General features: G+C 70.0%; 22 protein-coding genes. 12 read left to right on the forward strand and 10 right to left on the reverse strand.

Features of this window, described 5'->3' with window-relative positions; translation table 11 throughout:
- The first annotated feature begins 81 nt into the window (after positions 1–81).
- From ABD817_RS14960 to ABD817_RS14975, 4 genes are read left to right on the forward strand one after another with little or no spacing between them, the layout of a single operon-like run.
- Entirely contained in the window at positions 82–927 is an 846-nt protein-coding gene (locus tag ABD817_RS14960; protein WP_344918490.1) for an ABC transporter ATP-binding protein, read from the forward strand.
- Positions 924–1,760 carry an ABC transporter permease gene (locus ABD817_RS14965; RefSeq protein ID WP_344918491.1) on the forward strand — a complete coding sequence of 279 codons (837 nt, stop codon included), beginning with the start codon at positions 924–926 and terminating at the stop codon, positions 1,758–1,760. The genes ABD817_RS14960 and ABD817_RS14965 overlap by 4 nt, the downstream gene beginning before the upstream one ends.
- A 19-nt stretch (positions 1,761–1,779) precedes the next feature.
- Positions 1,780–2,016, forward strand: a complete 237-nt coding sequence (locus tag ABD817_RS14970; RefSeq protein WP_329084317.1) for a helix-turn-helix transcriptional regulator — start codon at positions 1,780–1,782, stop codon at positions 2,014–2,016.
- Entirely contained in the window at positions 2,016–2,630 is a 615-nt protein-coding gene (locus tag ABD817_RS14975; protein WP_344918492.1) for a hypothetical protein, read from the forward strand. Before ABD817_RS14970 ends, ABD817_RS14975 begins: the two co-directional genes overlap by 1 nt.
- On the opposite strand, the gene ABD817_RS14980 is transcribed toward ABD817_RS14975, so the two are convergent.
- Positions 2,600–3,067 carry a GyrI-like domain-containing protein gene (locus tag ABD817_RS14980; protein WP_344918493.1) on the reverse strand — a complete coding sequence of 156 codons (468 nt, stop codon included), beginning with the start codon at positions 3,065–3,067 and terminating at the stop codon, positions 2,600–2,602. The two genes, ABD817_RS14975 and ABD817_RS14980, sit on opposite strands and share 31 nt — an antisense overlap.
- 134 nt (positions 3,068–3,201) lie before the next feature.
- Between ABD817_RS14980 and ABD817_RS14985 the strand changes: the two genes are divergently transcribed.
- Together ABD817_RS14985 and ABD817_RS14990 are read left to right on the forward strand one after the other, a co-directional pair.
- On the forward strand, positions 3,202–4,641 hold the full coding sequence (locus ABD817_RS14985; protein WP_344918494.1) for a GuaB1 family IMP dehydrogenase-related protein: 1,440 nt from the start codon (positions 3,202–3,204) through the stop codon (positions 4,639–4,641).
- A gap of 232 nt (positions 4,642–4,873) precedes the next feature.
- Positions 4,874–5,719 (forward strand): YflT domain-containing protein, encoded by an 846-nt coding sequence (locus ABD817_RS14990; protein ID WP_344918495.1) that lies wholly within the window; start codon positions 4,874–4,876, stop codon positions 5,717–5,719.
- A gap of 83 nt (positions 5,720–5,802) precedes the next feature.
- Here the strand turns inward: ABD817_RS14990 and ABD817_RS14995 are convergent, their stop codons facing one another.
- The 3 genes from ABD817_RS14995 to ABD817_RS15005 all read right to left on the reverse strand — a co-directional run bounded on the left by ABD817_RS14995 (position 5,803) and on the right by ABD817_RS15005 (position 9,220).
- The gene (locus tag ABD817_RS14995) at positions 5,803–6,753 is read right to left on the reverse strand and encodes a carbohydrate ABC transporter permease (protein ID WP_344918496.1); all 951 of its coding nucleotides are present in this window, start codon (positions 6,751–6,753) and stop codon (positions 5,803–5,805) included.
- Positions 6,754–6,808: 55 nt separating this feature from the next.
- The gene (locus ABD817_RS15000; protein WP_344918497.1) at positions 6,809–7,783 is read right to left on the reverse strand and encodes a carbohydrate ABC transporter permease; all 975 of its coding nucleotides are present in this window, start codon (positions 7,781–7,783) and stop codon (positions 6,809–6,811) included.
- Positions 7,784–7,864: 81 nt separating this feature from the next.
- The gene (locus ABD817_RS15005; RefSeq protein ID WP_344918498.1) at positions 7,865–9,220 is read right to left on the reverse strand and encodes an ABC transporter substrate-binding protein; all 1,356 of its coding nucleotides are present in this window, start codon (positions 9,218–9,220) and stop codon (positions 7,865–7,867) included.
- Positions 9,221–9,415: 195 nt separating this feature from the next.
- Between ABD817_RS15005 and ABD817_RS15010 the strand changes: the two genes are divergently transcribed.
- Together ABD817_RS15010 and ABD817_RS15015 are read left to right on the forward strand one after the other, a co-directional pair.
- Positions 9,416–10,795 carry a GH1 family beta-glucosidase gene (locus ABD817_RS15010; RefSeq protein WP_344918499.1) on the forward strand — a complete coding sequence of 460 codons (1,380 nt, stop codon included), beginning with the start codon at positions 9,416–9,418 and terminating at the stop codon, positions 10,793–10,795.
- A complete protein-coding gene (locus ABD817_RS15015; protein ID WP_344918500.1) occupies positions 10,792–11,787 on the forward strand; it encodes a LacI family DNA-binding transcriptional regulator in 996 nt (331 codons plus the stop codon). Before ABD817_RS15010 ends, ABD817_RS15015 begins: the two co-directional genes overlap by 4 nt.
- Before the next feature lie 68 nt (positions 11,788–11,855).
- Here the strand turns inward: ABD817_RS15015 and ABD817_RS15020 are convergent, their stop codons facing one another.
- The 5 genes from ABD817_RS15020 to ABD817_RS15040 form a co-directional block, all read right to left on the reverse strand.
- A complete protein-coding gene (locus ABD817_RS15020; protein WP_344918501.1) occupies positions 11,856–12,851 on the reverse strand; it encodes a LacI family DNA-binding transcriptional regulator in 996 nt (331 codons plus the stop codon).
- 22 nt (positions 12,852–12,873) lie between these two features.
- On the reverse strand, positions 12,874–14,292 hold the full coding sequence (locus tag ABD817_RS15025) for a GH1 family beta-glucosidase (protein WP_344918502.1): 1,419 nt from the start codon (positions 14,290–14,292) through the stop codon (positions 12,874–12,876).
- Positions 14,289–15,146: a carbohydrate ABC transporter permease gene (locus tag ABD817_RS15030; RefSeq protein ID WP_344918503.1), complete on the reverse strand. Its 858-nt coding sequence runs from the start codon at positions 15,144–15,146 to the stop codon at positions 14,289–14,291. The genes ABD817_RS15025 and ABD817_RS15030 overlap by 4 nt, the downstream gene beginning before the upstream one ends.
- Positions 15,143–16,114 (reverse strand): carbohydrate ABC transporter permease, encoded by a 972-nt coding sequence (locus ABD817_RS15035; RefSeq protein WP_344918504.1) that lies wholly within the window; start codon positions 16,112–16,114, stop codon positions 15,143–15,145. Before ABD817_RS15035 ends, ABD817_RS15030 begins: the two co-directional genes overlap by 4 nt.
- Before the next feature lie 173 nt (positions 16,115–16,287).
- Positions 16,288–17,589, reverse strand: a complete 1,302-nt coding sequence (locus ABD817_RS15040) for an ABC transporter substrate-binding protein (protein WP_344918505.1) — start codon at positions 17,587–17,589, stop codon at positions 16,288–16,290.
- A gap of 555 nt (positions 17,590–18,144) precedes the next feature.
- On the opposite strand from ABD817_RS15040, the gene ABD817_RS15045 reads away from it, so the two are divergent.
- Both ABD817_RS15045 and ABD817_RS15050 read left to right on the forward strand, forming a co-directional pair.
- Positions 18,145–18,519, forward strand: coding sequence for an FKBP-type peptidyl-prolyl cis-trans isomerase (locus ABD817_RS15045; protein ID WP_344918506.1), 375 nt, complete (start codon positions 18,145–18,147; stop codon positions 18,517–18,519).
- A gap of 355 nt (positions 18,520–18,874) precedes the next feature.
- Positions 18,875–20,401 (forward strand): ATP-dependent DNA ligase, encoded by a 1,527-nt coding sequence (locus ABD817_RS15050; protein ID WP_344918507.1) that lies wholly within the window; start codon positions 18,875–18,877, stop codon positions 20,399–20,401.
- A gap of 241 nt (positions 20,402–20,642) precedes the next feature.
- Here the strand turns inward: ABD817_RS15050 and ABD817_RS15055 are convergent, their stop codons facing one another.
- A complete protein-coding gene (locus tag ABD817_RS15055; protein WP_344918509.1) occupies positions 20,643–21,239 on the reverse strand; it encodes a DUF1707 and DUF4870 domain-containing protein in 597 nt (198 codons plus the stop codon).
- 188 nt (positions 21,240–21,427) lie between these two features.
- On the opposite strand from ABD817_RS15055, the gene ABD817_RS15060 reads away from it, so the two are divergent.
- Positions 21,428–21,766 carry a hypothetical protein gene (locus tag ABD817_RS15060; protein WP_344918510.1) on the forward strand — a complete coding sequence of 113 codons (339 nt, stop codon included), beginning with the start codon at positions 21,428–21,430 and terminating at the stop codon, positions 21,764–21,766.
- A 490-nt stretch (positions 21,767–22,256) separates the two neighbouring features.
- Entirely contained in the window at positions 22,257–24,809 is a 2,553-nt protein-coding gene (locus tag ABD817_RS15065) for an AfsR/SARP family transcriptional regulator (protein WP_344918511.1), read from the forward strand.
- Positions 24,810–25,238: the final 429 nt, after the last annotated feature.

The raw sequence follows: 25,238 nt of genomic DNA on the forward strand, positions 1-25,238 counted from the left end.
GGGCGGTACACCTGACACAGGTGTACCGCCCTTTGTCGTAGGAGTTGTTTTTAATGTAGTAGATGTACTACATTCGTACGCATGAGTACTGCGATAAGCGTTCGCGGGCTGCGGATGACGTACGGCGCGGCCGAGGTGCTGCGAGGGGTCGACCTGGAGATCGAACACGGGGAGATCTTCACGCTGCTCGGCCCCAACGGAGCGGGCAAGACCACCACCGTCGAAATCCTGGAGGGCTTCAGGGACAGGTCGTCCGGCGAGGTGAGCGTGCTGGGGACGGACCCCGCGCGCGGCACCGACGCCTGGCGGGCCCAGCTGGGGATCGTGCTGCAGAGCTGGCGCGACCACCCCCGGTGGAGCGCGAGGGACCTCCTCGCCCACCTCGGCGAGTTCTACGACGACCCCCGCGACCCGGACGAGCTGCTGGGCGCGCTCGGCCTGACCGCGCAGGCCGGGCAGCGGGCGAGCCGCCTGTCGGGCGGCCAGCGCCGCCGGCTGGACGTCGCCCTGGGCATCGTGGGCCGCCCCCGGCTGCTCTTCCTCGACGAGCCGACGACCGGGTTCGATCCGGAGGCACGCAGGGAGTTCCACCTGCTGATCAGGAGACTCGCCGCCGACGAGGGCATCACGGTGCTGCTGACCACGCACGACCTCGCCGAGGCGGAGAAACTGGCGGACCGGACCGCGATCCTGGTCGGCGGGGAGATCGCCGTGTGCGGGACCCCGTCCGAGCTGGCGCGGGCCGTACGGGCGCGGTCACACGTGCGCTGGGTCGAAGACGGCCGGGAGCGGGTCCTGACCACCGAGGACCCGTCCCAGGCCGCGTGGGAGCTGCACCGCAGGTTCGACGGCCCGGTGCCCGGCCTGGAGATCCGGCGCCCGTCGCTGGAGGAGAACTACCTGAACCTCATCGGGAGGGCGGCATGAACGTCAGAGCACTCCGGATCGGCCTGCGACGAGGCTGGACCGAGCACCTGCACCTGATCAAGGACCGCAAGGAGCTGATCACCACGCTGATCGGCACGGTGGGGACCTTCGCCCTGCTGACGCTCTTCATCGGCGACGGCTCGGTGAAGGGGACGAACGCCTCCCAGGGCACGTTCATGATGATCGGCTTCCTCGCCTTCACCGTCTTCTCCAACGGCCTGATGACCCTGCCGATGGCGATCGCCGCCGACCGCGAGGAGGGGACGCTCCTGCGGCTGCGGACCGTCCCCGGCGGGATCCTCGCCTATCTCACCGGGCGAGGGGTGACCATCATGTGCCAGATCGCCGTGCAGAGCGTGCTGATCGTGGGCACGGGCGTCGCCCTGGGCGGGGTAACGCTCCCCCGCGACTGGACGACCCTGGTCTGGGTGACGGCGCTGGGCACGGTCGCCGTCGTGCCGCTGGGGGCGGCGATCGGCTGCCTGACTCCCGGCCCGAAGGCGGCGGCCGGGATGCTGGGGCTGCCGACGATGATCCTGATGATCACTTCAGGGGTCATGGTGCCCGTCACGTACATGCCCGGGTTCGTCCAGTGGATCTCACAGGCGTTCCCGCTCTACTGGCACGGGCTCGGCCTGCGCGCGGCGTTCATGCCCGACTCCGTGCTGGCCGTCGAGATCGGCGGCAGCTGGCGCCTGCCCTGGGTGGCCGCCGCGCTCGCGGTGTGGACGGTCGTGGGGATGCTGCTGGCGCCGAAGCTGATCCGCCGGGTCACCCGGCGCGAGTCCGGATCCCGGCTCGCCGAACGGCGGCTCGCCGCACAGGGGTCGTGAATGCTGGGAGACTGCTGGGATGTCTGCGGAAGCCGTGTACAACCGGATCCCGGTGCTGAGAGCCGAGCGCGGCGTCTCACGCAAGGACCTGGCGGCCGCGCTGGGGGTCCACTACCAGACGATCGGCTATCTGGAGCGCGGTGAGTACAGCCCGAGCCTGTTTCTCGCCCTGCGCATCGCCGAGTACTTTGAGGTGCCGTTGGAGGTCGTCTTCTCCCTGAAGCCGTTCCCACGACTGGGCAGTGAGGTGAAGTGATGGGTGAGCTGACTCCCGAGCGGCTGGAGACCCACCACCGCGACTGGCCACCGCGTTCCTGGTACGCCACCCGCCGGCGCCGCCGGATCCTCGCCGGCGCGGGCGCCGGATCCGCCGGGATGATCTGGATCAGCGCGATCGTGTGCTGGTACCTGGCGCCGAGCGACGTCGCCATGTGGACCACCTTCGCCCTGATGGGGACCGCGCTGGTGATCTACGTCGTGGTCTGGTCGGCGCTCGTCACGGCCACCCGGGGGGTGATCGGCCTCGCCGACCACTACCTCGACGAACGCCAGTCCCGCGAGCGCCAGAAGATCCAGGCCGACGCCCGCCGGGGAACCACGGTGGTCCTCGTCGCCCTCGGCCTGGTGTTCCTGATCGCCATGCGCGAGGAGGACAAGATCGTCCAGGTCCCGGCGGCGGCGATCGTGATGCTCATGAGCGCCGTGATCACGACGCACCTCATCCTGCCGGCGCTCATGGCGGGCTGGCAGATGTCCGACCCCCCGCCGGACGACGACGAGGACGACGCGGACGGGCCGGACGGCGAGGCTCCCGGCCTCGCCGCGAACGGTCGGCCCGGTCAGCCCATCGAGGGGAACACGGCCACGTAGAGGTCGGCGCCCCCCGGGTGGTGCACCTCCAGATCGGTGGTGAAGGCCCGAGCCGGGGTGCCTCCCGACTCGGTGTGCTTCCACAGCCGCTGCCACGCCTCCCGCAGGACACCCGGCATCGCCCCGTGGGCCTCGATCCTCAACGAGGGCACCCCGGGCACCCGTACCGCCACCATCCCCTCGGGCAGCGCCGCCGCGCTGCGCACGGCGACCCCGACCACCTGGGTGTAGGCGCCGTGGTGGTCACTCTCGTAGTCGGTGAGCACCGCGTAGATGTTCTCGTCGACCCGGCCCGGCACGTGGGCGAAGGCACCCGGGGATCCGGCCCGCGCCCAGAGCGCGCCGAGCCTCCCCCGGCCCGGCTCCATCTCGTCGGCGTTCGACGTCCGTACGGCATGGCCTACGACGAGCATCTCGGGCCGGTCAACCACGATCACAATGCCTCCTCATGGCCATCCAGTTATTCGCGCAAACCGGATCTTAGCCTCCGGCTCGAGCCGCTGTTCCTCTTCGGAGGCCGGGAAAAGGGGAACGCTCAACTCTGGCAATTCACGGGATAAGGTGGATCAACGTGAGATTTCTCAATGAGATGGCGCCGGCCTACGACCTGACCTACAGCGACGTTTTCATGGTCCCGTCGCTCTCCTCCGTCGGCTCGCGGCTCGCCGTCGACCTCTCCAGCCGGGACGGCACCGGAACCACCATCCCCGTCGTGGTCGCCAACATGACGGCGGTGGCGGGACGGCGGATGGCCGAGACCGTCGCGCGGCGGGGCGGGATCACCGTGATCCCGCAGGACATCCCGATCGACGTGGTCGCCGACGTCGTCGACTGGGTCAAGAAGCGCGACCTGGTGCACGACACGCCGCTCACGCTCACCCCGCACGACACCGTCGGAGAGGCGCTCAACCTGCTGCCCAAGCGGGCCCACGGCGCGATCATCATCGTCGACTGGGACAACCGCCCGGCCGGTGTGGTCACCGAGGGCGACTGCTCCGGCGTGGACATGTACACCCAGCTCTCCCAGGTGATGTCCGACCACCTGCTGACGCTGCCCGCCGGGCTCGACCCGCGCGAGGCCTTCGACCGCCTCCACGAGGGCCGCCACCGGCTCGCCCCGGTCGTGGACGCGGACGGCCGGCTGGTCGGCATCCTGACCAGGACGGGCGCGCTGCGCGCCACCCTGTACCGGCCCGCCGTCGACAGCTCGGGCAGGCTCCGCGTCGCGGCGGCCGTCGGGGTCAACGGCGACGTGGCCGCCAAGGCCAAGGAGGTGCTCGACGCCGGGGTGGACTGCCTGGTCGTGGACACCGCCCACGGCCACCAGGAGAAGATGATCAGCGCCCTCAGGGCGGTCCGCGCGCTCGGCCCGGACGTGCCCGTCGCGGCGGGCAACGTCGTCACCGCCGAGGGCGTACGGGACCTCGTCGAGGCGGGGGCGGACATCGTGAAGGTCGGCGTCGGCCCAGGGGCCATGTGCACCACCCGGATGATGACCGGCGTGGGCCGCCCGCAGTTCTCCGCCGTGCTGGAGTGCTCCGCCGCCGCCCACGAGCTGGGCCGCCACGTATGGGCCGACGGCGGCGTCCGTCACCCCCGCGACGTGGCCCTCGCCCTGGCCGCGGGGGCGTCCAACGTGATGATCGGCTCGTGGTTCGCGGGCACCTACGAGTCGCCCGGCGACACCCGTACCTCCGCCGACGGGCGCAAGTACAAGGAGAACTTCGGCATGGCCTCGGCCCGCGCGGTGCGGCTGCGCACGGCGGAGGACTCCCCCTTCGACCGGGCGCGCAAGGCATTGTTCGAGGAGGGCATCTCCACCTCCAGGATGTACCTCGACCCGGCCATGCCCAGCGTCGAGGACCAGATCGACGCCATCGTGGCCGGTCTGCGTTCCTCGTGCACCTACGCGGGAGCCTCCACCCTGGAGGAGTTCCACGAGCGCGCGGTGATCGGCGTCCAGAGCTCGTCCGGCTACACCGAGGGGATGCCGCTCCACCAGAGCTGGTGACACCCGCCCGAGGGGGGCGCGGCGCCGCCGTACGCGGGGCGCCCGCCCCCGTCGGCGCCGTCTCGCGGGATTCCCAGCGGCACACCCTGGCCGACATCCGAATTGCCGTAAATATCGGCATTTCCGAGGGTCGCCCGCCCGCCGTAAGATCCCGGCTGGGGCGCGCATCCTCCTACCGCCACGGGGTAGTCGGCTCGTCGAGTCATCTCCCACCCCCGAAAGGCGAGCGGACATGAATGGAACGCCCACCGGCCTGGACACGCAGGTCGTCGTGGACCGGAGGGTCCTGGCAGGCTACGACAACTACCTCGCGGCGCAGCGAACCGTGGACGGGCTCTCCGACGCGGGATTCCCCGTCGAGAACGTGGCGATCGTCGGCAGCGACCTGAAACTGGAGGAGACCGTCACCGGCAGGATGACCAACGGGCGGGCCGCGCTCACCGGGGCCGGGAGCGGCGCGGCCTTCGGCGTCGTGGTGGGGATGTTCCTCGGCCTGTTCACCTCGACCACGATGTCGTTCTTCGTGCTCGTGCTCTGGGCGGCCCTGTGGGGTGCCGTGATGGGCGCCGCGTTCGGGTTCATCAACCACGTGTTCACCGGCGGCAAGCGGGACTTCGCCTCGCGCAGCGCGATCGTCGCCGGCCGCTACGACGTGTTGGTCGCGGCCTCGCACATGGACCACGCGCGGGCCCTCCTGGAGTCGGCCCCCAGTCCCGCCGACACCATGGTGGTCGAGGTTCCCCCGTCGGCGGGCCTGTACGACCCGGCCGCCGCCGGGGCCACCTCCCCGGCCCACACCGTCCCCCCGCAGCCGACCGCCCCCGACCTCACCGGCCGTCCGGTCACCTCCGACCTGCCCCCGCAGCCGGTCGTCACCGACCACACCGCGCGACCGGCCACCGCGGACCTTCCCGTGGACGACCCGGCCCCCGTGAGCCCCATGAGCACGGACGCCGGGGACCGTCCCGAGCCGGTGCGGCCCGGCACCGCCGAGCACGGGGTCCCCGCGCAGCCGTCCTCTCCCGACCGCCCCGCCACCGCCGCCCGGTCGGCCGGTTCCGAGCGGCCCGCCACCTGAGGCGCCTCACGCGAGGTTTCGGAAGAGCGTCCGGCGGGCGCCCCGGTCCGGGGCGCCCGCCGGGATGGGTCAGCCCTTGACGCTCAGCCCTTGACGCTTCCGGCGAGCAGGCCGCGGACGAAGTAGCGCTGCATCGACAGGAAGACGAGCAGCGGGATGACCAGCGAGACGAACGCCCCCGAGGTGAGCCGCTGCCACTCGTTGCCCTTGGTTCCGGCCATCTGCGCCAGCCGCACCGTCATCGGGGCGCTCTCCGGGGTGCCCCCGGCGAAGATCAGGGCCACCAGCAGGTCGTTCCAGACCCAGAGGAACTGGAAGATCGCGAAGGTGGCGAGCGCGGGCCCGACCAGCGGGAGGACGATCGTGCGCAGGACCTTCCCGTGGCTCGCCCCGTCGACCCTGGCCGCCTCCATCAGCTCGCCGGGAAGCTCCGACATGAAGTTGTGCAGCAGGAAGACGCCCAGCGGCAGCGCGAAGCAGGTGTGCGCGAACCAGACCTGGACGAACCGGGCCGGGCCCTCCAGGTCCCAGGCGGGCATCAGCTGGAGACCGAAGACGGACACGCCCTCGGAGAAGAACGACAGCAGCGGGACGAGCGCCATCTGCAGCGGCACGATCTGCAGCGCGAAGATACCGATGTAGATCCACTCGCGCCCGCGGAAGGGCAGCCAGGCCAGCGCGTACGCGGCGAAGGTGGCCAGGGCGAGCGGGAAGAGCACCGACGGGACCGTGATGACGATCGAGTTGATCAGGAAGCTCATCATCTGGCCGGAGGACGAGGAGGTGCCGAACAGGACCTCCTGGTAGTTCTCCAGGGTGAGCTGCGGGCTGGAGAAGAACGTCCACCAGCCACTGTTCTTGATCTGGTCCTCCGGGCGCAGCGAGGACAGCAGCAGGCCGAAGGTCGGGGTGGTCCACAGGACGGCGATGACGATCGCGACGGCACTGGCGACCCGGCCGCTCAGCCTCCGCCGTACGCGCTGCGGCGCGGTCGTCGTCTCGGGCCGCACCACGGTCTGGGTCAACGTGGCCATGTGGACTCCTTCGCCCGCCGCGTGCTCGCGGTGCCGTGCCGGCCTGCTCGCCCGCTCACCTGACGGCCTCTCTGCGCTGGCGGATCTGGTAGATCACGATCGGGGTCACCAGGGCGAACAGGAAGACCGCGAGGGCCGCGCCCTTGCCCGTCTCGCCGTACCGGAACGCCTGGTTGTACATCTCGTTGGCGATGACGCTGGTGTCGAACTGGCCGCCGGTCATGGTGCGGACGATGTCGAACAGCTTGAGCGTGCCGATCGACTGGGTGACCAGCACCACGATCACGGCCGAGCGGATGGACGGCAGCGTCACCCGGAAGAACATCTGCAGCGGGGTCGCCCCGTCCAGCCGGGCGGCCTCGACGATCTCGGCGGGGATTCCCTTGATCGCGGCGGAGAGCACCACGGTGGCGAACCCCGCCTGGATCCAGACCATCACCACGATCAGGAACAGCGTGTTGAGCGGCGCCTCCTGGAGCCACTGCTGCGGTTCGCCGCCGAAGGCGACCGTGATCTGGTTGAGCAGGCCGATCTGGTCCTGTTCCTCGGAGCGGTAGGCGTAGACGAAGCGCCAGATGATGCCCGCGCCGACGAAGGAGATCGCCATCGGCAGGAAGACGAGCGACTTGGCGAGCGACTCGAAGCGGGTGCGGTCGACCAGCACGGCGTAGACCAGCCCGACCGAGGTCACCAGCAGCGGGACGAGCAGCACCCAGACGAGGGTGTTGCGCAGGACGATCACCGCTTCGGGCTGGGTGAACATCCAGGCGTAGTTGTCCAGGCCGACCCACTCCTGGCCGTCGCCGCTCATGAACGACAGCAGGGTGGTCCGTACGGCAGGCACGACCAGGCCGATGGCGAGGAGCAGGAGGGCGGGCAGGAGCAGGATCGTGGCGTGGGTCCACGCGCGCCGCCGCATCGGAGCGCGGTCGACCAGCACCAGGATCACCGCGACCACCACGAGGAACGCGGCGACGCCGATGAGCAGCTGGACGAGTTTGGGGAGTTCGGCGGCGAAGTCGAAGTCCATCGGAGGATCTCCCGGAAGGATCGGGCCGGGCGGACGACGGCCCGGTCCCGCGTCACGCGGGACCGGACTTATCGGTATATATCAGGACTTAGGCCAGGACGCTTCAATGTAGTCGAGGACCGTCTTGGTGTCCTTGCCGTTGATCCAGTCGGTCATGCCCTTCCAGAACGTGCCCGCGCCGACCGCGGCGGGCATCAGGTCCGAGCCGTCGAAGCGGAAGACCGTGCTCGGGTCCTGGAGCATCTCCATGGAGAGCTTGTCGATCGGGTTCTGGGCGTTGGCCGGGTCGACGCCCTTGCGCGCGGTGACGTAGGTCGCCAGCTTCATGCGGGTGGTGGGGAACTCCGCGCCGGCGAGGTAGGCCTGGACGGCCTGGACCTCGGGACGGTCGGTGAAGGCCGCGACGAACTCGCCCGCGCCGAGCACCGGCTTCTTGGCCGGGTCGTTGCCCGGCAGGTAGAAGGCGAACACGTCGCCGTCCTCGGCGACCTTGGTGCCCTCGGGCCAGAAGTTGGCGTAGAAGGACGCCTGGCGGTGCAGGGCGCACTTGCCCTCGGTGATCGGGACGCCGCCCTCCTGGAAGGCGGTGCTGGCGATCGACTTGACCGGGCCGTAGCCGCCGTTGACGAACTTCTCGTTCTTGAGGATCGCGCCGACCTTCTCGACCGCCGCGGTGACCTTGGGGTCGTTGAACGGGGTCTTGTGGCTCACCCAGTCGTCGTATCCCTCGGGACCGGCCTCCCTGAGCATGAGGTCCTCGATCCAGTCGGTGGCCGGCCAGCCGGTCGCGTCACCGGACTCGATGCCCGCGCACCACGGCTTGACGCCGCTGCCGGCGATCGTGTTGGTGAGCGTCATGAGCTCGTCCCAGGTCTTGGGGACGGCCCAGCCCTTCTCGGCGAACATCTTCGGCGAGTACCAGACGAAGGACTTCACGCTGGCGCCCAGCGGGGCACCGTAGAAGACGCCGTCGACGGTGGAGTACTTGGCCCAGTCCTCCGACCAGCCCTCGGCGGTGAGCTTCTTGACCTCATCGGTGGCGGGCTTGAGCTTCCCGGCCTTGGCGAAGCGCTCCAGGAGGCCCGGCTGGGGGAAGAAGGCGATGTCGGGGGGGTTGCCGCCGTCCGCGCGGACCTGGATCTGGGCCTCGAACTCGCCGGTGCCCTCGTAGGTGATCTTCATTCCGACGCAGTCGGCGAACGGCTTCCACGCCTGCTCGAAGAGGTCGGCCTCGGTGTCACGGATCGGCGAGTAGATACTGACGGTCTTGCCCTCGTGCTTTCCGTACTGGCTGAAGGCGGCGCATTCGGGAGCCGCGCTCGCGCCGCCACCCGCGGATGGCGCGGGGTCCGAGGATCCACAGGCGGTGACGACCAGCGCCAGCCCCATGGTGCCCGCCGCGAGGGCGGTACGCCGAGGCCGAGAGAGGAGTGACATGGAACCTTCCTCCGTATACACAATTGCCGGGGAGTGTGAGAGCGCTCTCTGGAAGAATTGTCTGCCCACAACGCGATGTCAAGAACTGTGATATTACGGTTACGGTCTCAATTTTCTTGACACAATCTGTGCGATACCGTGATGCTCCAGAGAGCGCTCTCACGTAACAGCCGAACAGAATGGGGCGGTGAGGACATGACCATGTCCGCCGAAAAGTCCTACGACCTTCAGGACTCCGGCGTGCTGAGGTTTCCCGAGGGCTTCGTCTGGGGCGCCGCCACCGCGGCCTACCAGATCGAGGGCGCCGCCCGGGATGACGGCAGGGGACCCTCGATCTGGGACACCTTCTCCCGGACCCCCGGCAAGGTTCACGCGGGCCACACCGGCGACGTCGCGTGCGACCACTACCACCGCTATCCCGAGGACGTCGCGGTCATGCGCGACCTCGGCCTGCGCTCCTACCGGTTCTCCGTCTCCTGGCCCCGCGTGCGGCCCGACGGATCCGGCCCGGTCAACCCGCGCGGCCTGGACTTCTACGACCGCCTCGTCGACGAGCTCCTCGGCAACGGCATCACCCCCATCGTGACGCTCTACCACTGGGACCTGCCGCAGACCCTGGAGGACCAGGGCGGCTGGACCAACCGGGAGACCGCCGCGCACTTCGCCGACTACGCCGCGGTCGCGCACGGCAGGCTGGGCGACCGGGTCGAGACGTGGACCACCCTGAACGAGCCCTGGTGCTCGGCCTTCCTCGGCTACGCGTCGGGCATCCACGCCCCCGGCCTCGCCGAGCCCGCGCTGGGCTTCACCGCCGCCCACCACCTGCTGCTCGGCCACGGCCTGGCCGTCCAGGCGCTGCGCGCCTCGGGCGCCGCCACGGTCGGCATCACGCTCAACCTCTCCCCCGTGATCGGCGACGACACCCCGGCGGCCGAGCTCGTCGACGGCCTGCAGAACCGGATCTTCCTGGACCCGGTGCTGCGCGGGGAGTATCCCGCCGACGTCGTCGAGCGGGCCCGCCGCTTCACCGACTGGTCCTTCGTCCACGACGGGGACCTGGAGATCATCAGTCAGCCGATCGACCTGCTGGGCGTGAACTACTACCATCCGCAGACCGTCACCGCCCGCGCCGGCGAGCCCGCCAACCCGGTCTACCCGGGCAGCGAGGGCATCGCCTTCGGCGGAGCCGACGCGCCGCAGACCGCGATGGGATGGCCGGTCCAGCCGTTCGGCCTGACCGACCTCCTCCTGCGGCTGTCGCGCGACTATCCGGGCACCCCACTGATCATCACCGAGAACGGCGCCGCCTTCGACGACGTCGTCGAGGACGGCGAGGTGCACGACGTCGGCCGTCTCTCCTACCTCGACGGGCACCTGCGCGCGGCGCACGCGGCCATCGAGGGCGGCGCCGACCTGCGCGGTTACCTCGTCTGGTCACTCCTGGACAACTTCGAGTGGGCCGAAGGCTACCGCAAGCGGTTCGGCGTCGTACACGTCGACTACGCGACGCAACGCCGCATCCCCAAGGACAGCGCGCTGTGGTACAGCGAGGTCGTACGCCGGAACGGGCTGTGAGGGCCCGTCCCACCCTGGAGAAGGTGGCCGCCAGGGCCGGTGTGTCCCGGGCGACCGCCTCGCGCGTGGTCAACGGCTCCACGCGCGTGGCACCGCAGATCCGCGACGCGGTCAACCGCGCCGTGGAGGAGCTGGGCTACGTGCCCAACCAGGCGGCGCGAAGCCTGGTCACCCAGCGGGCCGACTCCATAGCGCTCGTCTTCCCCGAACCGGCGACCCGCGTCTTCTCCGACGACCCCACCTTCGCCGGGATCATCCGCGGGGTCAGCATGGAGATCGAGGAGGCCGACAAGCAACTCGTGCTGATGCTCACCGGCATGACCGGCGGCTACCAGCGGGTCGAGCGCTACGCCACCAACGGCCACGTGGACGGCGTGGTCATCGCCTCGATGCACGGCACCGACCCGCTGCCGGGCATCCTCGCCAGGCGCGGGGTGCCGGTGGTCTGCAGCGGCCGGCCGACCGTGCCCAGCAGCCTGCCGTACGTGGACATGGACAACGCCGGTGGCGCCGAGCGCGCGGTGCGGCACCTGATGGAGCGGGGCAGGCGGCGCATCGCCACCATCGCCGGACCGCAGGACATGATCGCCGGGATCGACCGGCTCAACGGCTACCGCGCCGTGCTGCGCGACTCCGACCGCCGCTCCATCGTGGCGGTCGGCGACTTCACCCGCGAGTCGGGGACGTCGGCGATGCGGCAGTTGCTCGCCGACGACCCGGAGATCGACGCGGTGTTCGTGGCCAACGACATGATGGCGCTGGGCGCGATGCCCGCGCTGCGCCAGGCGGGCCGGCGGGTTCCCGACGACGTCGCGGTGGTCGGCTTCGACGACATCCCGGCCGCCTCCTACACCGAGCCCCCGCTGACCACGGTCAGGCAGCCGACCGTCGAGATGGGACGCAGGCTCGCCCGGATGGTCCTCGACCTGGAGGAGAAGACACAGGTGATGCTCCCCACCGAGCTGGTCGTCCGGGAGTCCACGGCGTTCTGAGAATCGGTCTCCCGTGCCCGCGGCGCCCCGGCGGCTCCGCGGGCACGGTCCAGAGAACGACGAGGAGGCTACGAGGAGGCCCGGACGACCAGGTCGGTGGTCACGATCATCGGTTCGGCGGGACCGCCGTCGAAGAGCGAGAGCAGCAGGCGGACCATCGCCGCGGCCTGCTCGGCGTGCGGCGTGTGGATGGTCGTCAGCGGCGGGTCGGTGTAGCGGGCGGCCTCTATGTCGTCGTAGCCGACGATCGCGACCTCCTCGGGGATCCGCCGGCCCGCCTGGCGGAGCGCGTGCATCGCGCCGATCGCCATCAGGTCGTTGGCGGCGAAGACCGCGTCGATCTCCGGGTCGTCGGCGAGCAGCTGCCGCATCGCGACCGCCCCCGACTCGCGGGTGAAGTCGCCGACCGCGATGATCGAGCGGCGGTCGGAGTCGCGGAGCACCTCGCGGTATCCGGCCAGCCGGTCCTGCCCGCCTATCATGTCCAGCGGCCCGGCGATGGTGGCGATGCGCCGCCTGCCCCGCTCCAGCAGGTGCCGCACAGCCGTGGCGGCGCCGTCGACGTTGTCGTTGTCGACGTACGGCATCGCGACCGGCACGGCGGGCCTGCCGTAGGAGACGACCGGGACGCGCAGCCGGGTGAGCGCGACCGGCAGCGGGTCGGCCCCGTGGCTGGACACGAGCATGACGCCGTCGACGTGGCCGCCGGCGATGTAGTGCTCCACGCGGGCGTGGCTCTCCGGCGACCCGGCCAGCAGCAGCACGACCTGCTTGTTGACGGCCTCCAGCTCCAGGCTGGCCGAGCGGATGACGGTGGAGAACATCGGGTCGTCGGAGAACACCCGGTTCGGCGACTCGGAGACGACCAGCGCGACCGAGTTGGTCCGCTGGGTCACCAGGTTCCTCGCCGCCCCGTTGGGGACGTAGCCGAGCTCGTTCACCGCGCGCATGACCAGGTCCCGGATGTCGGCGGTGACCGTGGTCTGGCCGTTCACCACCCGGGAGACGGTCGACCGGGAGACCCCGGCACGGGCGGCGACCGCCTCCAGGGTGGGTCGTCTCATGGTGTTCTTCCCCTATGGTTGGTTACAGTCCGTTACGCGTGATGACATCGCGATACCACAGTGCGCTGTCCTTGAGCAGACGCCGCTGGGTGGCGAAGTCGACGTGCACGATTCCGAACCTACGCCGATACCCTTCGGCCCATTCGAAATTATCCAGCAGTGACCAGACCAGGTAACCACGCACGTCCGCCCCGTCGGCGATCGCGGCGTGCACGGCGCGCAGGTGGCCGTCCAGATACTCGGTCCTGCGGGTGTCGTGGACGTGGCCGTCCTCCACGACGTCGTCGAAGGCGGCGCCGTTCTCGGTGATGAGCAGGCCGACCTCCGGGTAGTCGTCGGAGAGCCGCACCAGCAGGCGGGAGAGCCCGTTCGGCACGATCGGCCAGCCCATCGCGGTCGCCGGGACGCCGTCCGCGGGGCAGAAGCGGATGTCCTCGCTGCCCGGCCACGCCGCGTCGGCCGCCTCACCGGGACTCGCCTCCACCACGCACGGGTTGTAGTAGTTGATCCCCACCAGGTCGATCGGCTGGTTGATGGTCGCCAGGTCACCGGCCTGGATGTGGTCGACGCCGCCGTTGCGTCCGACGATGTCGAGGAACTCCGCGGGATGCTCCCCGCGCAGCACCGGGTCGAGGAACTGCCTGACCAGCAGGGTGTCGATCCGGTTGACCGCCTCCGCGTCGGCCTCGGAGACCTCGGCCCCCGGGTCGTCCACCTGGGCGGGGGTGATCACCGGCGACAGGTTCAGGACCAGCGAGATCTCCTCCGCGCCGCCCTCGCGGAGCGCGCGCGCCGCCAGCCCGTGCCCCAGCAACAGGTGGTGGGCCGCCCGGAAGGCCGCCGCGGCGTCGGTCCTGCCGGGCGCGTGCACCCCGTTGCCGTAGCCGAGGAAGGCCGCGACCCACGGCTCGTTGAGGGTCGTCCAGTTGCGGACCCGGTCCCCCAGCCGCGCGTGCACGGCCGCCGCGTACTCCTCGAAGCGGTGGGCGGTGTCGCGCTCGGGCCAGCCGCCCGCGTCCTCCAGCGCCTGCGGGAGATCCCAGTGGTAGAGGGTGGCGTACGGCGTGATGCCCGCCTCCAGCAGCCTGTCCACCAGGCGGCTGTAGAAGTCGAGGCCGCGCGTGTTGACGGGCCCCTTGCCGTACGGCTGGACCCTGGGCCAGGCCACCGAGAACCGGTAGGCGGCCAGGTTCAGCTCGGTCATCAGCCGGATGTCGTCGGCGTGGCGGAAGTAGTGGTCGCACGCCACGTCGCCGGTGTCACCCCCGACGACCTTGCCCGGTGTACGAGAGAAGGTGTCCCAGATCGAGGGCTCGCGGCCGTCCTCCTTCACGGCTCCCTCGATCTGGTAGGACGCGGTGGCCGCGCCCCAGACGAAACCGGTGGGGAAGTCCGCACGCCCTTCCGTAAGGGTGGCCCCCCGAGTGCCGACGACGGTCATCCCTTCACCGCTCCCTGCATGATTCCTCCGATGATCTGTTTGCCGAGTAGAGCGAACACGATGACCAGTGGCAGCGTGCCGAGCGTGGTTCCCGCCAGGCCGAGCACGTAGTCGTTGACGTATCCGCTGGCCAGTGTGGACAGTGCGACCTGGACCGTCGGATCCTCCGGGGTCAGGACGACGAGCGGCCAGAAGTAGTCGTTCCAGACCGACATGAAGGTGAGCATGCCGAGCACCGCCGCCGCCGGGCGGGCGGCCGGGAGCACGACGTGCCAGAACAGGCCCCAGGTGCTGCAGCCGTCGACCCGCCCCGCCTCGAGGAGCTCGGTCGGCAGCGCCCGGGAGAGGTACTGGGTCATGAAGAACACGCCGAACGCGTTGACGAGCGCGGGCACGATCAGCGCGTACATGGTGCCGGTCCACTCCAGCTTCACCATGAGCATGTACAGCGGGATGATGCCGAGCTGGGTCGGCACCATCATCGTCGCCACGGTGAGCAGGAGCAGGGCGTTGCGCCCGCGGAAGCGCAGCTTGGCGAAGGCGAACCCGGCCAGCGTGGAGAAGAACATCACCGCGAGCGCGACGGAGCCGGAGACGATGACGGAGTTGAGCATCGCCATGGCGAAGGGGACCGTGTCGAAGACGCGGGCGACGTTGGCGAAGAAGTTGCCGCCGGGGATCAGCGGCGGCGGGACGTCGGCCAGGGCCGCGTTGTCCCGCGAGGCCACCACGACGCTGTAGTAGAGCGGCAGCATCGAGAAGAACGCCACCGCGATCAGCGTGAGGTAGGTGAGCCTGCGGGCCGTGGTGCCGGAGCGACGGCGGACCGCGGAGACGGCGGTGTGGGCGCTCACGCCAGCCCTCCCTTCCCGCGACGGGTGAGCAGGTAGTTGATGCCCGCGACCACCACGATGAAGACGAACATCATCCAGGAGATGGCCGAGGCGTAGCCGAAGTCGAGCTTGGTGAAGTTCTCGTAGATGAACAGCGCGAGCGTCTGGTACTGCCGGTCCACCCCGCCGGTGATGATGTAGGAGCTGAACAGCAGCGGCTCGGCGAGGATCTGCATCGCGCCGATCGTCGAGGTGATGACGACGAAGATGATCGTGGGCTTGATCATCGGGATGGTGATCTTGCGGAGCTGGGTCATCCCGCTCGCGCCGTCGATGGTGGCCGCCTCGTACAGCTCGCGCGGCACGGCCTGCATCGCCGCGAGGAAGATCAGGGCGTTGTAGCCCGTCCACCTCCACATGATCATGGTGGAGATGGCGAAGTGGGAGCTCATCACCCCCTCGTTCCAGGCGACACCGTCAACGCCGACCAGCGAGAACACCCAGTTGATCATGCCGAAGTCCCGGCCGAACAGCTGGCTGAAGATGACCACCACCGCGACCACGCTGGTCACGTTGGGCAGCAGCAGCGTGATGCGGAAGAAGGTCTGCGCCCGGAGCGGCCGGTTGAGCAGGTGGGCCAGCCAGATGGCCAGCAGCAGCTGCGGCGCCGTGGACAGCACCCCGATGGACAGGGTGTTGAAGGTGGCGTTCCAGAAGTAGTCGTCGGCGAGCAGCGTCCTGAAGTTCTCCAGGCCGACGAAGGGGTGCTCGTCCTGGAGCAGCGTCCACTCGTGCAGGCTCACCCAGGCGGTGTACGCCAGCGGGAACAGGCCGAAGGCGGAGAACAGCAGGAAGAACGGGGCCACGTACGCGTACGGCGAGCCCTTGACGTCGAGTTGGTGAACCAGATGGCGGCGGAGGCGGCGGCGAGGTCCCACCGGCTTGTTCGGTGGGACCGCCGCCAGGCGATCGGGCGCGCGGGTGGCCATGGCAGCTCCTTTCGGCGATTCGTTGGACGGCGTTCGTCGGACGGTGTCCCCCGGGCGGCGCTCCTCGGACGGGGGGAGCCAGGCGGCTCACCGGCACGGGACGCACGCCGCTCACGGGGACGGGGACACAAGCAGGTGGCCGACCGGTGCGAGACCAGCCGGCCGGGGGGCGACTACTTGATCCTGCTGACGTCCTTGAGCGCCTGCGCCCAGGCCTCCTCGGCGTCCTGCTTGCCCTGGTCGACCCGCTGGAGACCGTTGCCGATCGCCTGCAGGACGTCACCAGCCTTGGGGCCCACGGGCTGCGGCTTGAGCGCCTTGGCGGCGTCGGTGAAGATCTTGCCGATCGGCGCGTTGCCGAAGTACGGGTTGACGTAGTCCTTCACCGCGGGGTCGTCGTACAGCGCGGGCAGCGAGGGCAGCGCGCTGGCCTCCTTGAAGAGCTTGATCTGGCTGTCCTTGTTGGTCAGCAGGTCGATCAGCGCCGCGGCCTCCTTGGGGTGCTTGCCCTGCTTGGGCAGCATCAGGTGGGTGCCGCCCTGGTTGCCGCCGCCGCCGGGCACCGCGGCGATGTCCCAGGTGCCCTCACCGGGCTTCTGGTCCTTGATCGTGCCGGTCTTCCAGGCCGGGCAGACCATGGTGGCGAAGGTGCCCTTGGCGATGCCGGTGTTCCACGGCGGGGAGAAGGCCGCGAGGTTGGCCGAGAGACCGTCCTTGATCATCTGCACGCCCGTGTCGTACGCCTTGCGCACGTCGGGGTTGGTGGCGGCGACGATGTTGTACTGGGCGTCGTAGAAGCCGATGGGGGCCTGCTCGACCATGGCGCGGAAGTGCTCGCCGGGGCCGTCGGTGAACTTGGCGCCCTCCACCTTGCCCGCGACGAACTTCTTGCCCGTCTCGATGTAGGCGTCCCACGTCGGCCAGAGCGCTCCGACCTCTTCGCGGTCGGTGGGCAGGCCGGCCTTCTTGAACAGGTCGGGGCGGTAGCACATGGCCAGGCCGCCGACGTCGGTGCCCAGGCCCAGGAGCGAGGAGCCGTCGTTGGAGACGCCCAGCTTCCACTTCCAGTCGAGGTACTCGCTCTGGCGCTTGTCCAGGCCGTATTCCTTGAGGTTGTAGAACTTGTCCGGCACCGGGGTGAAGGCGCCGATGTAACCGCCCTCGACGGCGACCACGTCCGCGGCGCCCGCGCCGGTGGTCAGCTGCGTGATGAGGTTGGTGTGGTGGTCGTTGAACTGCGCGCGGCGCTCCACGATCTCCACGTTGGGGTGGGTCTTCTTGAACTCCTCGTACAGCGGCGCGTAGTGGAAGTCGCTGAACAGACCGACGGTCAGCTTGATCTTCTCGGCCGGCGCGGAGGCCGTCCCGCCGCTCCCGGTGCTACCGGTGTCACCACTGCCGCAGGCGGTGAGGCCGAGGGCCAGGGCGGAAACGGCGACCATCGGGGCGAGGAGCCGGTGGCGTAACTTACGCATGGAACCCTCCTAGGGTCCTCATAAGTGATCATGGAGAGAGCGCTCCCTGAGCAGATTGATGCCAAGCGGGTTACGTGTCAACGGCCCCCCCGGCGCCGATCGGAGCCTGGCGATCAGCTTTTCACGGAGAGCGCTCTCCCGGACTTTTGGATGTTTCCGCAGGTCAGAAGGATTTTGCGGCCGATTTTTTCGGTGAATGGAGCGTTCCCACGAAGAAAGGTCACATTAAGGTCGCGTTTCCGACATGTTCCACGACGCCACCCCGAACTCTTGACACTCCCTGCTGAGCGGGTCACCCTCTTTCTCAGAGAGCGCTCCCCAGTGAGTCTTCTCACGGCCCCACGCGCCGCCCACGCCCGCGGCGCCGATGACAGCCGCCCGCGCGCGAAGTGATCCCGGGTGACGCGTCCCGCCGCCCCCGTGCCCGGGGGCTCCTTGGGAAGAACGACGCGGAAGCCGTCCCGGCCCCCTTGTCTCTCGTGGTGGCCCCGGAACCCGTAGAGTCGTGCGGCCGGTCGGAAATCGACCGGCGCGTATCCAACCAAGGAGAACCACGTGGCACTGGAGAAGCCGGAGATCGACTTTCCGGAAGGCGCCCCGCCCTCGGAGCTGGAGATCGTCGACATCGTCGTAGGGGACGGCCCGGAGGCCAAGCCGGGACACCAGGTCACCGTGCACTACGTCGGCGTGGCCTTCTCGACGGGCGAGGAGTTCGACGCGTCGTGGAACCGCGGCGACACCTTCCAGTTCCCGCTGGGCGGGGGCAGGGTCATCGCGGGCTGGGACCAGGGCGTCGCGGGCATGAGGGTCGGCGGCCGTCGCCGCCTCACCATCCCGCCGCACCTCGGCTACGGCAACGCCGGTGCGGGCAGCCGCATCAAGCCGGGCGAGACGCTCATCTTCGTCGTGGACCTGCTCGGCGTGAGCTGACGCCCCGGGGCGAGACGGTACGGACGGGCGGGCCTCACCGGCGACGGGCGGCCCGCCCGTCCGTGTCCTGCCACCTCTCCCACGCCCTGCCACGTCTCCGTGCCTCCGCACCCCTGGGCCACCTCTCCCGTGTCCGCGCCTTTTATCCTCCGTGTCCCTGGCTGCACCCCTCCCACGCCCTCCGCATCCGTTACGTCCCCTGTGTCCGCCGACGTCCCCCGCGTGCCGTAACCGGGCGGTCATCTCACGTTCAGTACGGTTCAGGGGAGGGTCCGCCCTCCCGGAAGCGCGATGACTCCGAAAAGCAGCGCCCCACCTCACCGAAATGCCGCCGGTAGCTCTTAAGCTGGCCATTGTGTTGTTGATCGACCTCGCGCGCACCTCGGCGGCCGTGACCGCCAGCTCCGCCCGGCTGGCGAAGACCGCCCATCTCGCGGAGCTGCTCGGCAGGGTCGAGCCGGACGAGGCGGAGATCGCCATCGCCTACCTCTCCGGGGAGCTGCCGCAGCGCAACGTCGGGGTGGGCTGGACGAGCCTGAAGGACCTGCCCGAGCCCCGGCTGGCCGCCACCGCCACCCTGCGCGGGGTCCACGACCTCCTCGACCGGATCAAGGCCCTGGCCGGTCCCGGGTCGCAGGGCGCGCGCAGGACGCTGGTCTCCGAGCTGTTCGGCGCCCTCACCCGCCAGGAGCAGGTCTTCCTGTCGCGATTGCTCCGGGGCGAGCTGCGCCAGGGCGCGCTTGAGGGAGTGATGATCGAGGCCGTGGCGAAGGCGGCCGGGGTGCCGGCCACCGAGGTCAGGCGGGCGCTGACGCTGCGCGGCTGGCTTCCCGCCGTCGGCGCCGCCGCCCTGGGCGGCGGGGTCGAGGCGCTGCGCGCCTTCCACCTGGAGGTCGGCCACCCCGTGTCGCCGATGCTCGCCCAGAGCGCCCCCTCCATCGCGGCCGCGTTCGGCAAGCTCGGCGGGCCGGTCGCCGTCGAGTGGAAGCTCGACGGCGTCAGGGTCCAGGCGCACCGCTCGGGCGACCGGGTCACCGTCTTCACCCGCGCCCTCGAGGACATCACCGCGCAGGTGCCCGAGCTGGTCGAGGCGGTGAGCGCCCTGCCCTCCCGCGACCTGGTCCTCGACGGCGAGGTCATCGCGCTACGCGCCGACGGCCGCCCCGAGCCCTTCCAGGTCACCTCGGGCCGCGTGTCCAGCCGCACCGACGTGCCGCGCGTGCGCGAGAGGACCCCGCTGAGCGTCTTCTTCTTCGACGCGCTGCGGGTCGACGGCGCCGACCTGCTCGACCTGCCGGGCGAGGCGCGCCACGCGGCCCTGGCCGCCGCCGTGCCCCCGGAGCTGGTGACCCCCCGCCTGGTCACCGGCGACGTCGCGGAGGGCGAGGCGTTCTTCAAGGACGTGATCAGGAGCGGCCACGAGGGCGTCGTGGTCAAGTCGCTCCTGACGCCCTACGCCGCGGGGCGGCGCGGCGCCGGCTGGATCAAGGTGAAGCCCCGGCACACGCTCGACCTCGTCGTCCTGGCCGCCGAATGGGGCAGTGGCCGCCGCGAGGGCAGGCTCTCCAACCTGCACCTGGGGGCCCGCGACCCGCTGACCGGCGAGTTCGTCATGCTCGGCAAGACCTTCAAGGGGCTGACCGACGAGTTGCTCGCCTGGCAGACCGACCGCTTCCTCGGCATCGCCGAGGGTCCCACCGACGGCTGGACGGTCACCGTCCGCCCCGAGACGGTCGTCGAGATCGCCTTCGACGGGGTGCAGCAGTCGAGCCGCTATCCCGGCGGCATGGCGCTGCGCTTCGCCAGGGTCATCCGCTACCGCACCGACAAGACGGCGGACCAGGCCGACACCGTCGACATGGTCCGCTCCCTCATGCTCTGACCTCCCGCCGCGCGGGGGTCACGTCCCGCGCGTGCCGTTCCGCGCGGCCGTCGTCCCCCGGGACACCACGGTCGTCGCCTCACGAGACACCGCGGTCGTCACCTCACGGGCCGCCGAGGGTTTCACCTCGCGAGGCACCGCGGGCGCCCTCCTCCCACAGGCTCTCGCGAGGCACAGCGGGTGTCCTCTCACAAGCTCTCGCGAGGCACCGGCGCCGTCCTCTCACGGGACGCCGCGGGTGTCATTTCACGAGGCGCAGGGTGAAGGGGTACCGGAAGTCGCCGTCGCCCGCCGCGGCCACGGCGCCGACCACGGACAGGACCACGCCGCCGATCCAGAGCAGGGGTATCAGGACGAAACCGATGAACGTTATCGCCAGCACGATGGTGGCCGCGAGCATCGTCAGCTGGAAGTTGAGGGCCTCCACCGAGTGCGCCCGGACGTAGGGCGACGTCCTGCCCGCGGTGAGCATCACGACGGCCGGGCCGACGACGGGAAGGCCGACCAGCGGGAGCAGGTGCGACGCCACCGCGCCGAGACGCTCGGCCCCGGTCTCGCCCCGCCCGCCGGTGGACACGCGGTGACCGTACGCGACCCGGCCCGCGACGGGCGGGTAGGGGACGGACCGGGCCGGGTGCCGGCCGTACAGCTCGTTCATGATCGGGACGAGGTCGCCGTGGACGCGGGCCGTCATGGCCCGTTCCAGCCTGTCGTCGAACTCGGCCTTGTCGAACCTTCCCTCCGCGTAGGCGGTCTGGACGTGCTCGACCACCCGCTCGCGGTCCTGGTCGCTGACCCGGAGCCCCGCGTGACCGGGCTGAGGGCCTGCCGCCGGCACTCTCCCGTACCCCGGGCCCGTTGGTGTCACTGCGCCTGCCATGAGACCGATACCCTTTCGTCGCCGCTTCGACCTCAATGCTCGTCCAGATTGTCGGCCCCGTATATCAGGATGAACCCCCATAAGCCCCTGAGACCCGTCCCTGGCCTTCCGCCATGGAACCGAGCAGGAGAGGTATACAAGGAAATATGAGATGGCGAGATCGCTATGGGTTGAGGCGGCTACGCGGGCCGAAGATCGCCAAGTTCGACCGCGCCACCACCGACGCCGACATCGAGGCGCTCGTCGCCTTCGCGAAGTCACGCCGTGGCGTCGAGTTCTACGTCGAGCCCGAGACCTTCGCGACGAACACCACGGCGGTGGCCGTCGCCGACGACGGTGAGTGGACCCGGCGCCGGGTCGGTTCCCCCGCGGTGATCCGCAAAGTGGCCCGCGACCTGGCCCTGCCCGTCTACGACGTGCAACTGACCGGCTATCCCCCCCGGATGAGGGCCTACAACGAGCGCCAGAAGCGCGCGGAGGGCTGAGCCGGAAGACCTGCCGTCCCGCGTCACCGCACCGGAGAGGTCCCGGACGACTCCCGGAGGCGTTCGGCGGCGCCGGTGGCCCCGCCGTTCCTCGTCATCGGACCGGGGAGAGCCCGGCCACCCGGTGACGCGGGAACCGGTAATCGCCGACGCCGGGCGCGCGAGCCATGCCGGTCGGTACCGGTCGGCGCCTCCAGGATCCCGGGGTCCAAGATCCACGGTCCAAGATCCATGCCGTGACGCGCCCCTCCCGGCGCGCACGACGCCCCTGGTCAGAATGGTCGGCCGGGGGCGATCCCGATACGCGTCGGGGAAGGCCGCACCGGGGTTCGACCGCCCGGGAGCACCGGCCGCGTAATCTTTTTCTTCCCTTCAGGTGAGTACCCTCCGAAGGTTGCAGACCGCGATCATGAGTCGCTATGTAAAAACGGATTTATACGCATTTGTACGATTCATGTTGGTGCATGGTATGCGCTGAAGAGTGATGCCGATGGATTTCAAGATTCTTGGACCGATCGAAGTGCGGGCGGCCAATGGGCAGCCGATCGCGCTGGGACGACGCAAACAGCGGGTGTTGCTCGCCGCCCTCCTGCTCAATGCCGGTAAGGCGATCCCCACCCATCGGATGCTCGACTGGTTGTGGGGTGAACACGCTCCCGCCAACGCCGAGTCGAACCTCTACACCTATATCTCCGCGCTGCGCCGGGTGCTCGGTTCGCCTTCCCGGATCGAGGCGGGTTCAAACGGGTACGTGCTCCGTGTCTCCCCCGAAGAAATAGACGTGAGATTGTTCGAAGAACTCGCCGCTCAAGGACGTCTGATGTTATCCGAAGGGCGAAATGACGTCGCCCTCGAACGGTGCACCCGGGCTTTGGGCCTCTGGCGCGCCGAGGCGGTCCTGGAGGGGTTGTCCCTGCCCGAGCCGTTGCGGGGCGAGGCGGCGCGGCTGGAGCGGCTGAGGGCGACCGTCGTGGACACCTCGCTGGAGGCCCGTCTGGCGCTGGGCCAGCACGGCGAGGTGCTTCCCGACCTGGAGGCGCTGACCCGCAGAGACCCGCTGAACGAACGGCTCCGGGCACAGCTCATGCTCGCCCTGTACCGCTCCGGCCGCCGGGCCGACGCGCTCGCGGTGTACCAGCGCGCGCGGGAGATGCTCGCCGCGGAGCTGGGCGTCGATCCCGGCCCGGACCTGATCCGCATGCACCAGCAGATCCTCAGCGACGACTCCGCGCTGGCGGCGCCGTCGTCGTCGACCGTCGCCCGCAAGATCTTCGCCCCGGCCGAGCTCCCGATCGACTCGGCCGCCTTCACCGGGCGCGCCGCCGAGGTCTCACGGCTGCGGACGGCGCTGACCTCCGCGAGTCCGGGCCAGATCGTCGTCTCCGCGGTCGCCGGAGCGGCCGGGATCGGCAAGTCGGCGTTCGCCGTACACGTCGCCCACCAGATCGCGGACCGCTTTCCCGACGGGCAGCTCTACGTGGACCTGCACGGCTCCACCCCCAACGTCAAGCCGCTGAACCCGGCCGAGGTCCTCGCCCGCCTGTTACGCTCCCTCGGCGGTGACGACGCGGCCGTGCCGACCGAGGTGGACGAGGCGGCCGCGCGGTTCCGTTCGCTGACCGACGGCAAGCGACTGCTCTTCCTGTTCGACAACGCCCGGGACGCCGCGCAGGTACGGCCGTTGCTGCCCGCCAGCCCCACCTGCCGCGTACTGATCACCGCCCGGAGGATGCTGACCTCCCTGGACGCCGTCGCGCATCTCCGCCTCGACGTCATGGCCGAGGACGAGATGACCACCCTGCTGAGCCGCCTGGTCGGCGAGGAGCGCGTCTCCGCCGACCCTCGGGCGGCGCGCGCGATCGTACGGCTCTGCGGCGGCCTGCCGCTCGCGATCAGGATCGCCGCCGCCCGGCTGATCGCCCGGCCGGGCCTGTCACTGCGGGTCCTCGCCGACCGTCTCGCGGTCGAGGATCACCGCCTGTCCGAGTTGCAGGCCGACGACCGAGCGGTCCGGGCCTGCTTCATGGTGAGTTACCGCAGCCTGGACGCCGAGCACTCTCGCATGTTCCGGCTGCTGGGCCTGCTCGGCGGATCCGATATCAGCGTCGCGGTCGCCGCGGCGCTGGCCGACCGTTCGGAGGAGCGGACCGCGGACCTCCTGGACCATCTCGCGGACGTCCAGCTCCTCGAGGTCCGCGACACCGGCCGGTATCGCATGCACGACCTGCTCTGCGTGTTCGCCCGCGAACGAACCCGGCAGGAGGAGACCGAGGAGGAGCGGGTGCAGGCCGTACGGCGGGCGCTGCACAGCTCTCTCGTCCTCGCCTGCACCCTCGGCGACGTGTGCAACCGGCGGACCAGGCGGAACGCCAAGTTCGGCCACTCGGCACCCGGCCGCCTCGGCATGGCGGCCGACGGCTTCACGACCGACCCTCGATGGCTCAACGCCAAGATGGCCGACCTGATCTCCACCGCGCGCCAGGTGCCCGGCGCGGCGGGGGACGGCATCGGTCTCTCGATCGGCCACGGCGCCGTCCCGTACAAGCCGTCGTACGGGCGGGGCGGCCGGGGGCAGCGGGGCTCCTTCGGAGAGTCGCCGATCCTGGCGGCGGGGCGGCCGGGTGATCGCGGGGGTGAGGTGGCCGCACCGGCGGAGCCGGACATCACCGCTCGCCGCGTGGGACCGCTCGACGAGCCGGTCCGCTCCTCCGCCGCCGAGACGGCCGCCCTCTCGCGGGAGGCCGGGGAGCCGGTGAGCACGACCCTGAGCCTGGGCCACCTGGCGGAGACGCATCGTCTCGCCGGCCGGCCGGACATGGCGACCCTCTGCTGTCACGAGGCGCTGGAGGCCGATCTCGCGGGCGGCACCGCCGGGACCTACCACATGGCGGAGCACTGGTGGGGGCTGGGCCGGGCGTACCAGGATCTGGGAGACAACGCGCAGGCCCGCGAGTGCTGGCGTACGAGCGCGGCCATCCTCCACGCCCTCCATCTGATCGACGGCGACGAGAAAACGAACGACCGAAACCAGCGGAAGATCTGACACGCCGGAAACAATCGGCGCGTCCCCCGCCGCGATCACGGGATTTGGCGCGCCGAAAACAACCCTCTCCGGTATCCGCCGTAATCAGATTTAACATGCCGGAAACAATCCTCGTGACACCCGCCGTAATAGCGGAATCCGGCACGTCCGAAATCATCGTCACACACGATCGCGACGGCCCCGGGATCTTTCGAAAGGCGGGCCCCCGAGATCGGGCGTCGCACCATACCCTATTCCGCCCATGGTTCGTCGAGCGACGGCGTCAACCTATACAGACTTGTGTGGTGCAAGGTATAGCCACATTTAACACTATTGGCGACATGTCTCTTGTCTTCTCACACCTCTAGAGAGAAGGCCGGCACCTTGCGCAGGAAGACCCAAGGGTTGGCCGGTGACAGCGGCGGTAGTGCCGCAGGAGCCCAACGGGCA

This window comes from Streptosporangium oxazolinicum (assembly GCF_039537505.1).
Classification (GTDB): domain Bacteria; phylum Actinomycetota; class Actinomycetes; order Streptosporangiales; family Streptosporangiaceae; genus Streptosporangium; species Streptosporangium oxazolinicum.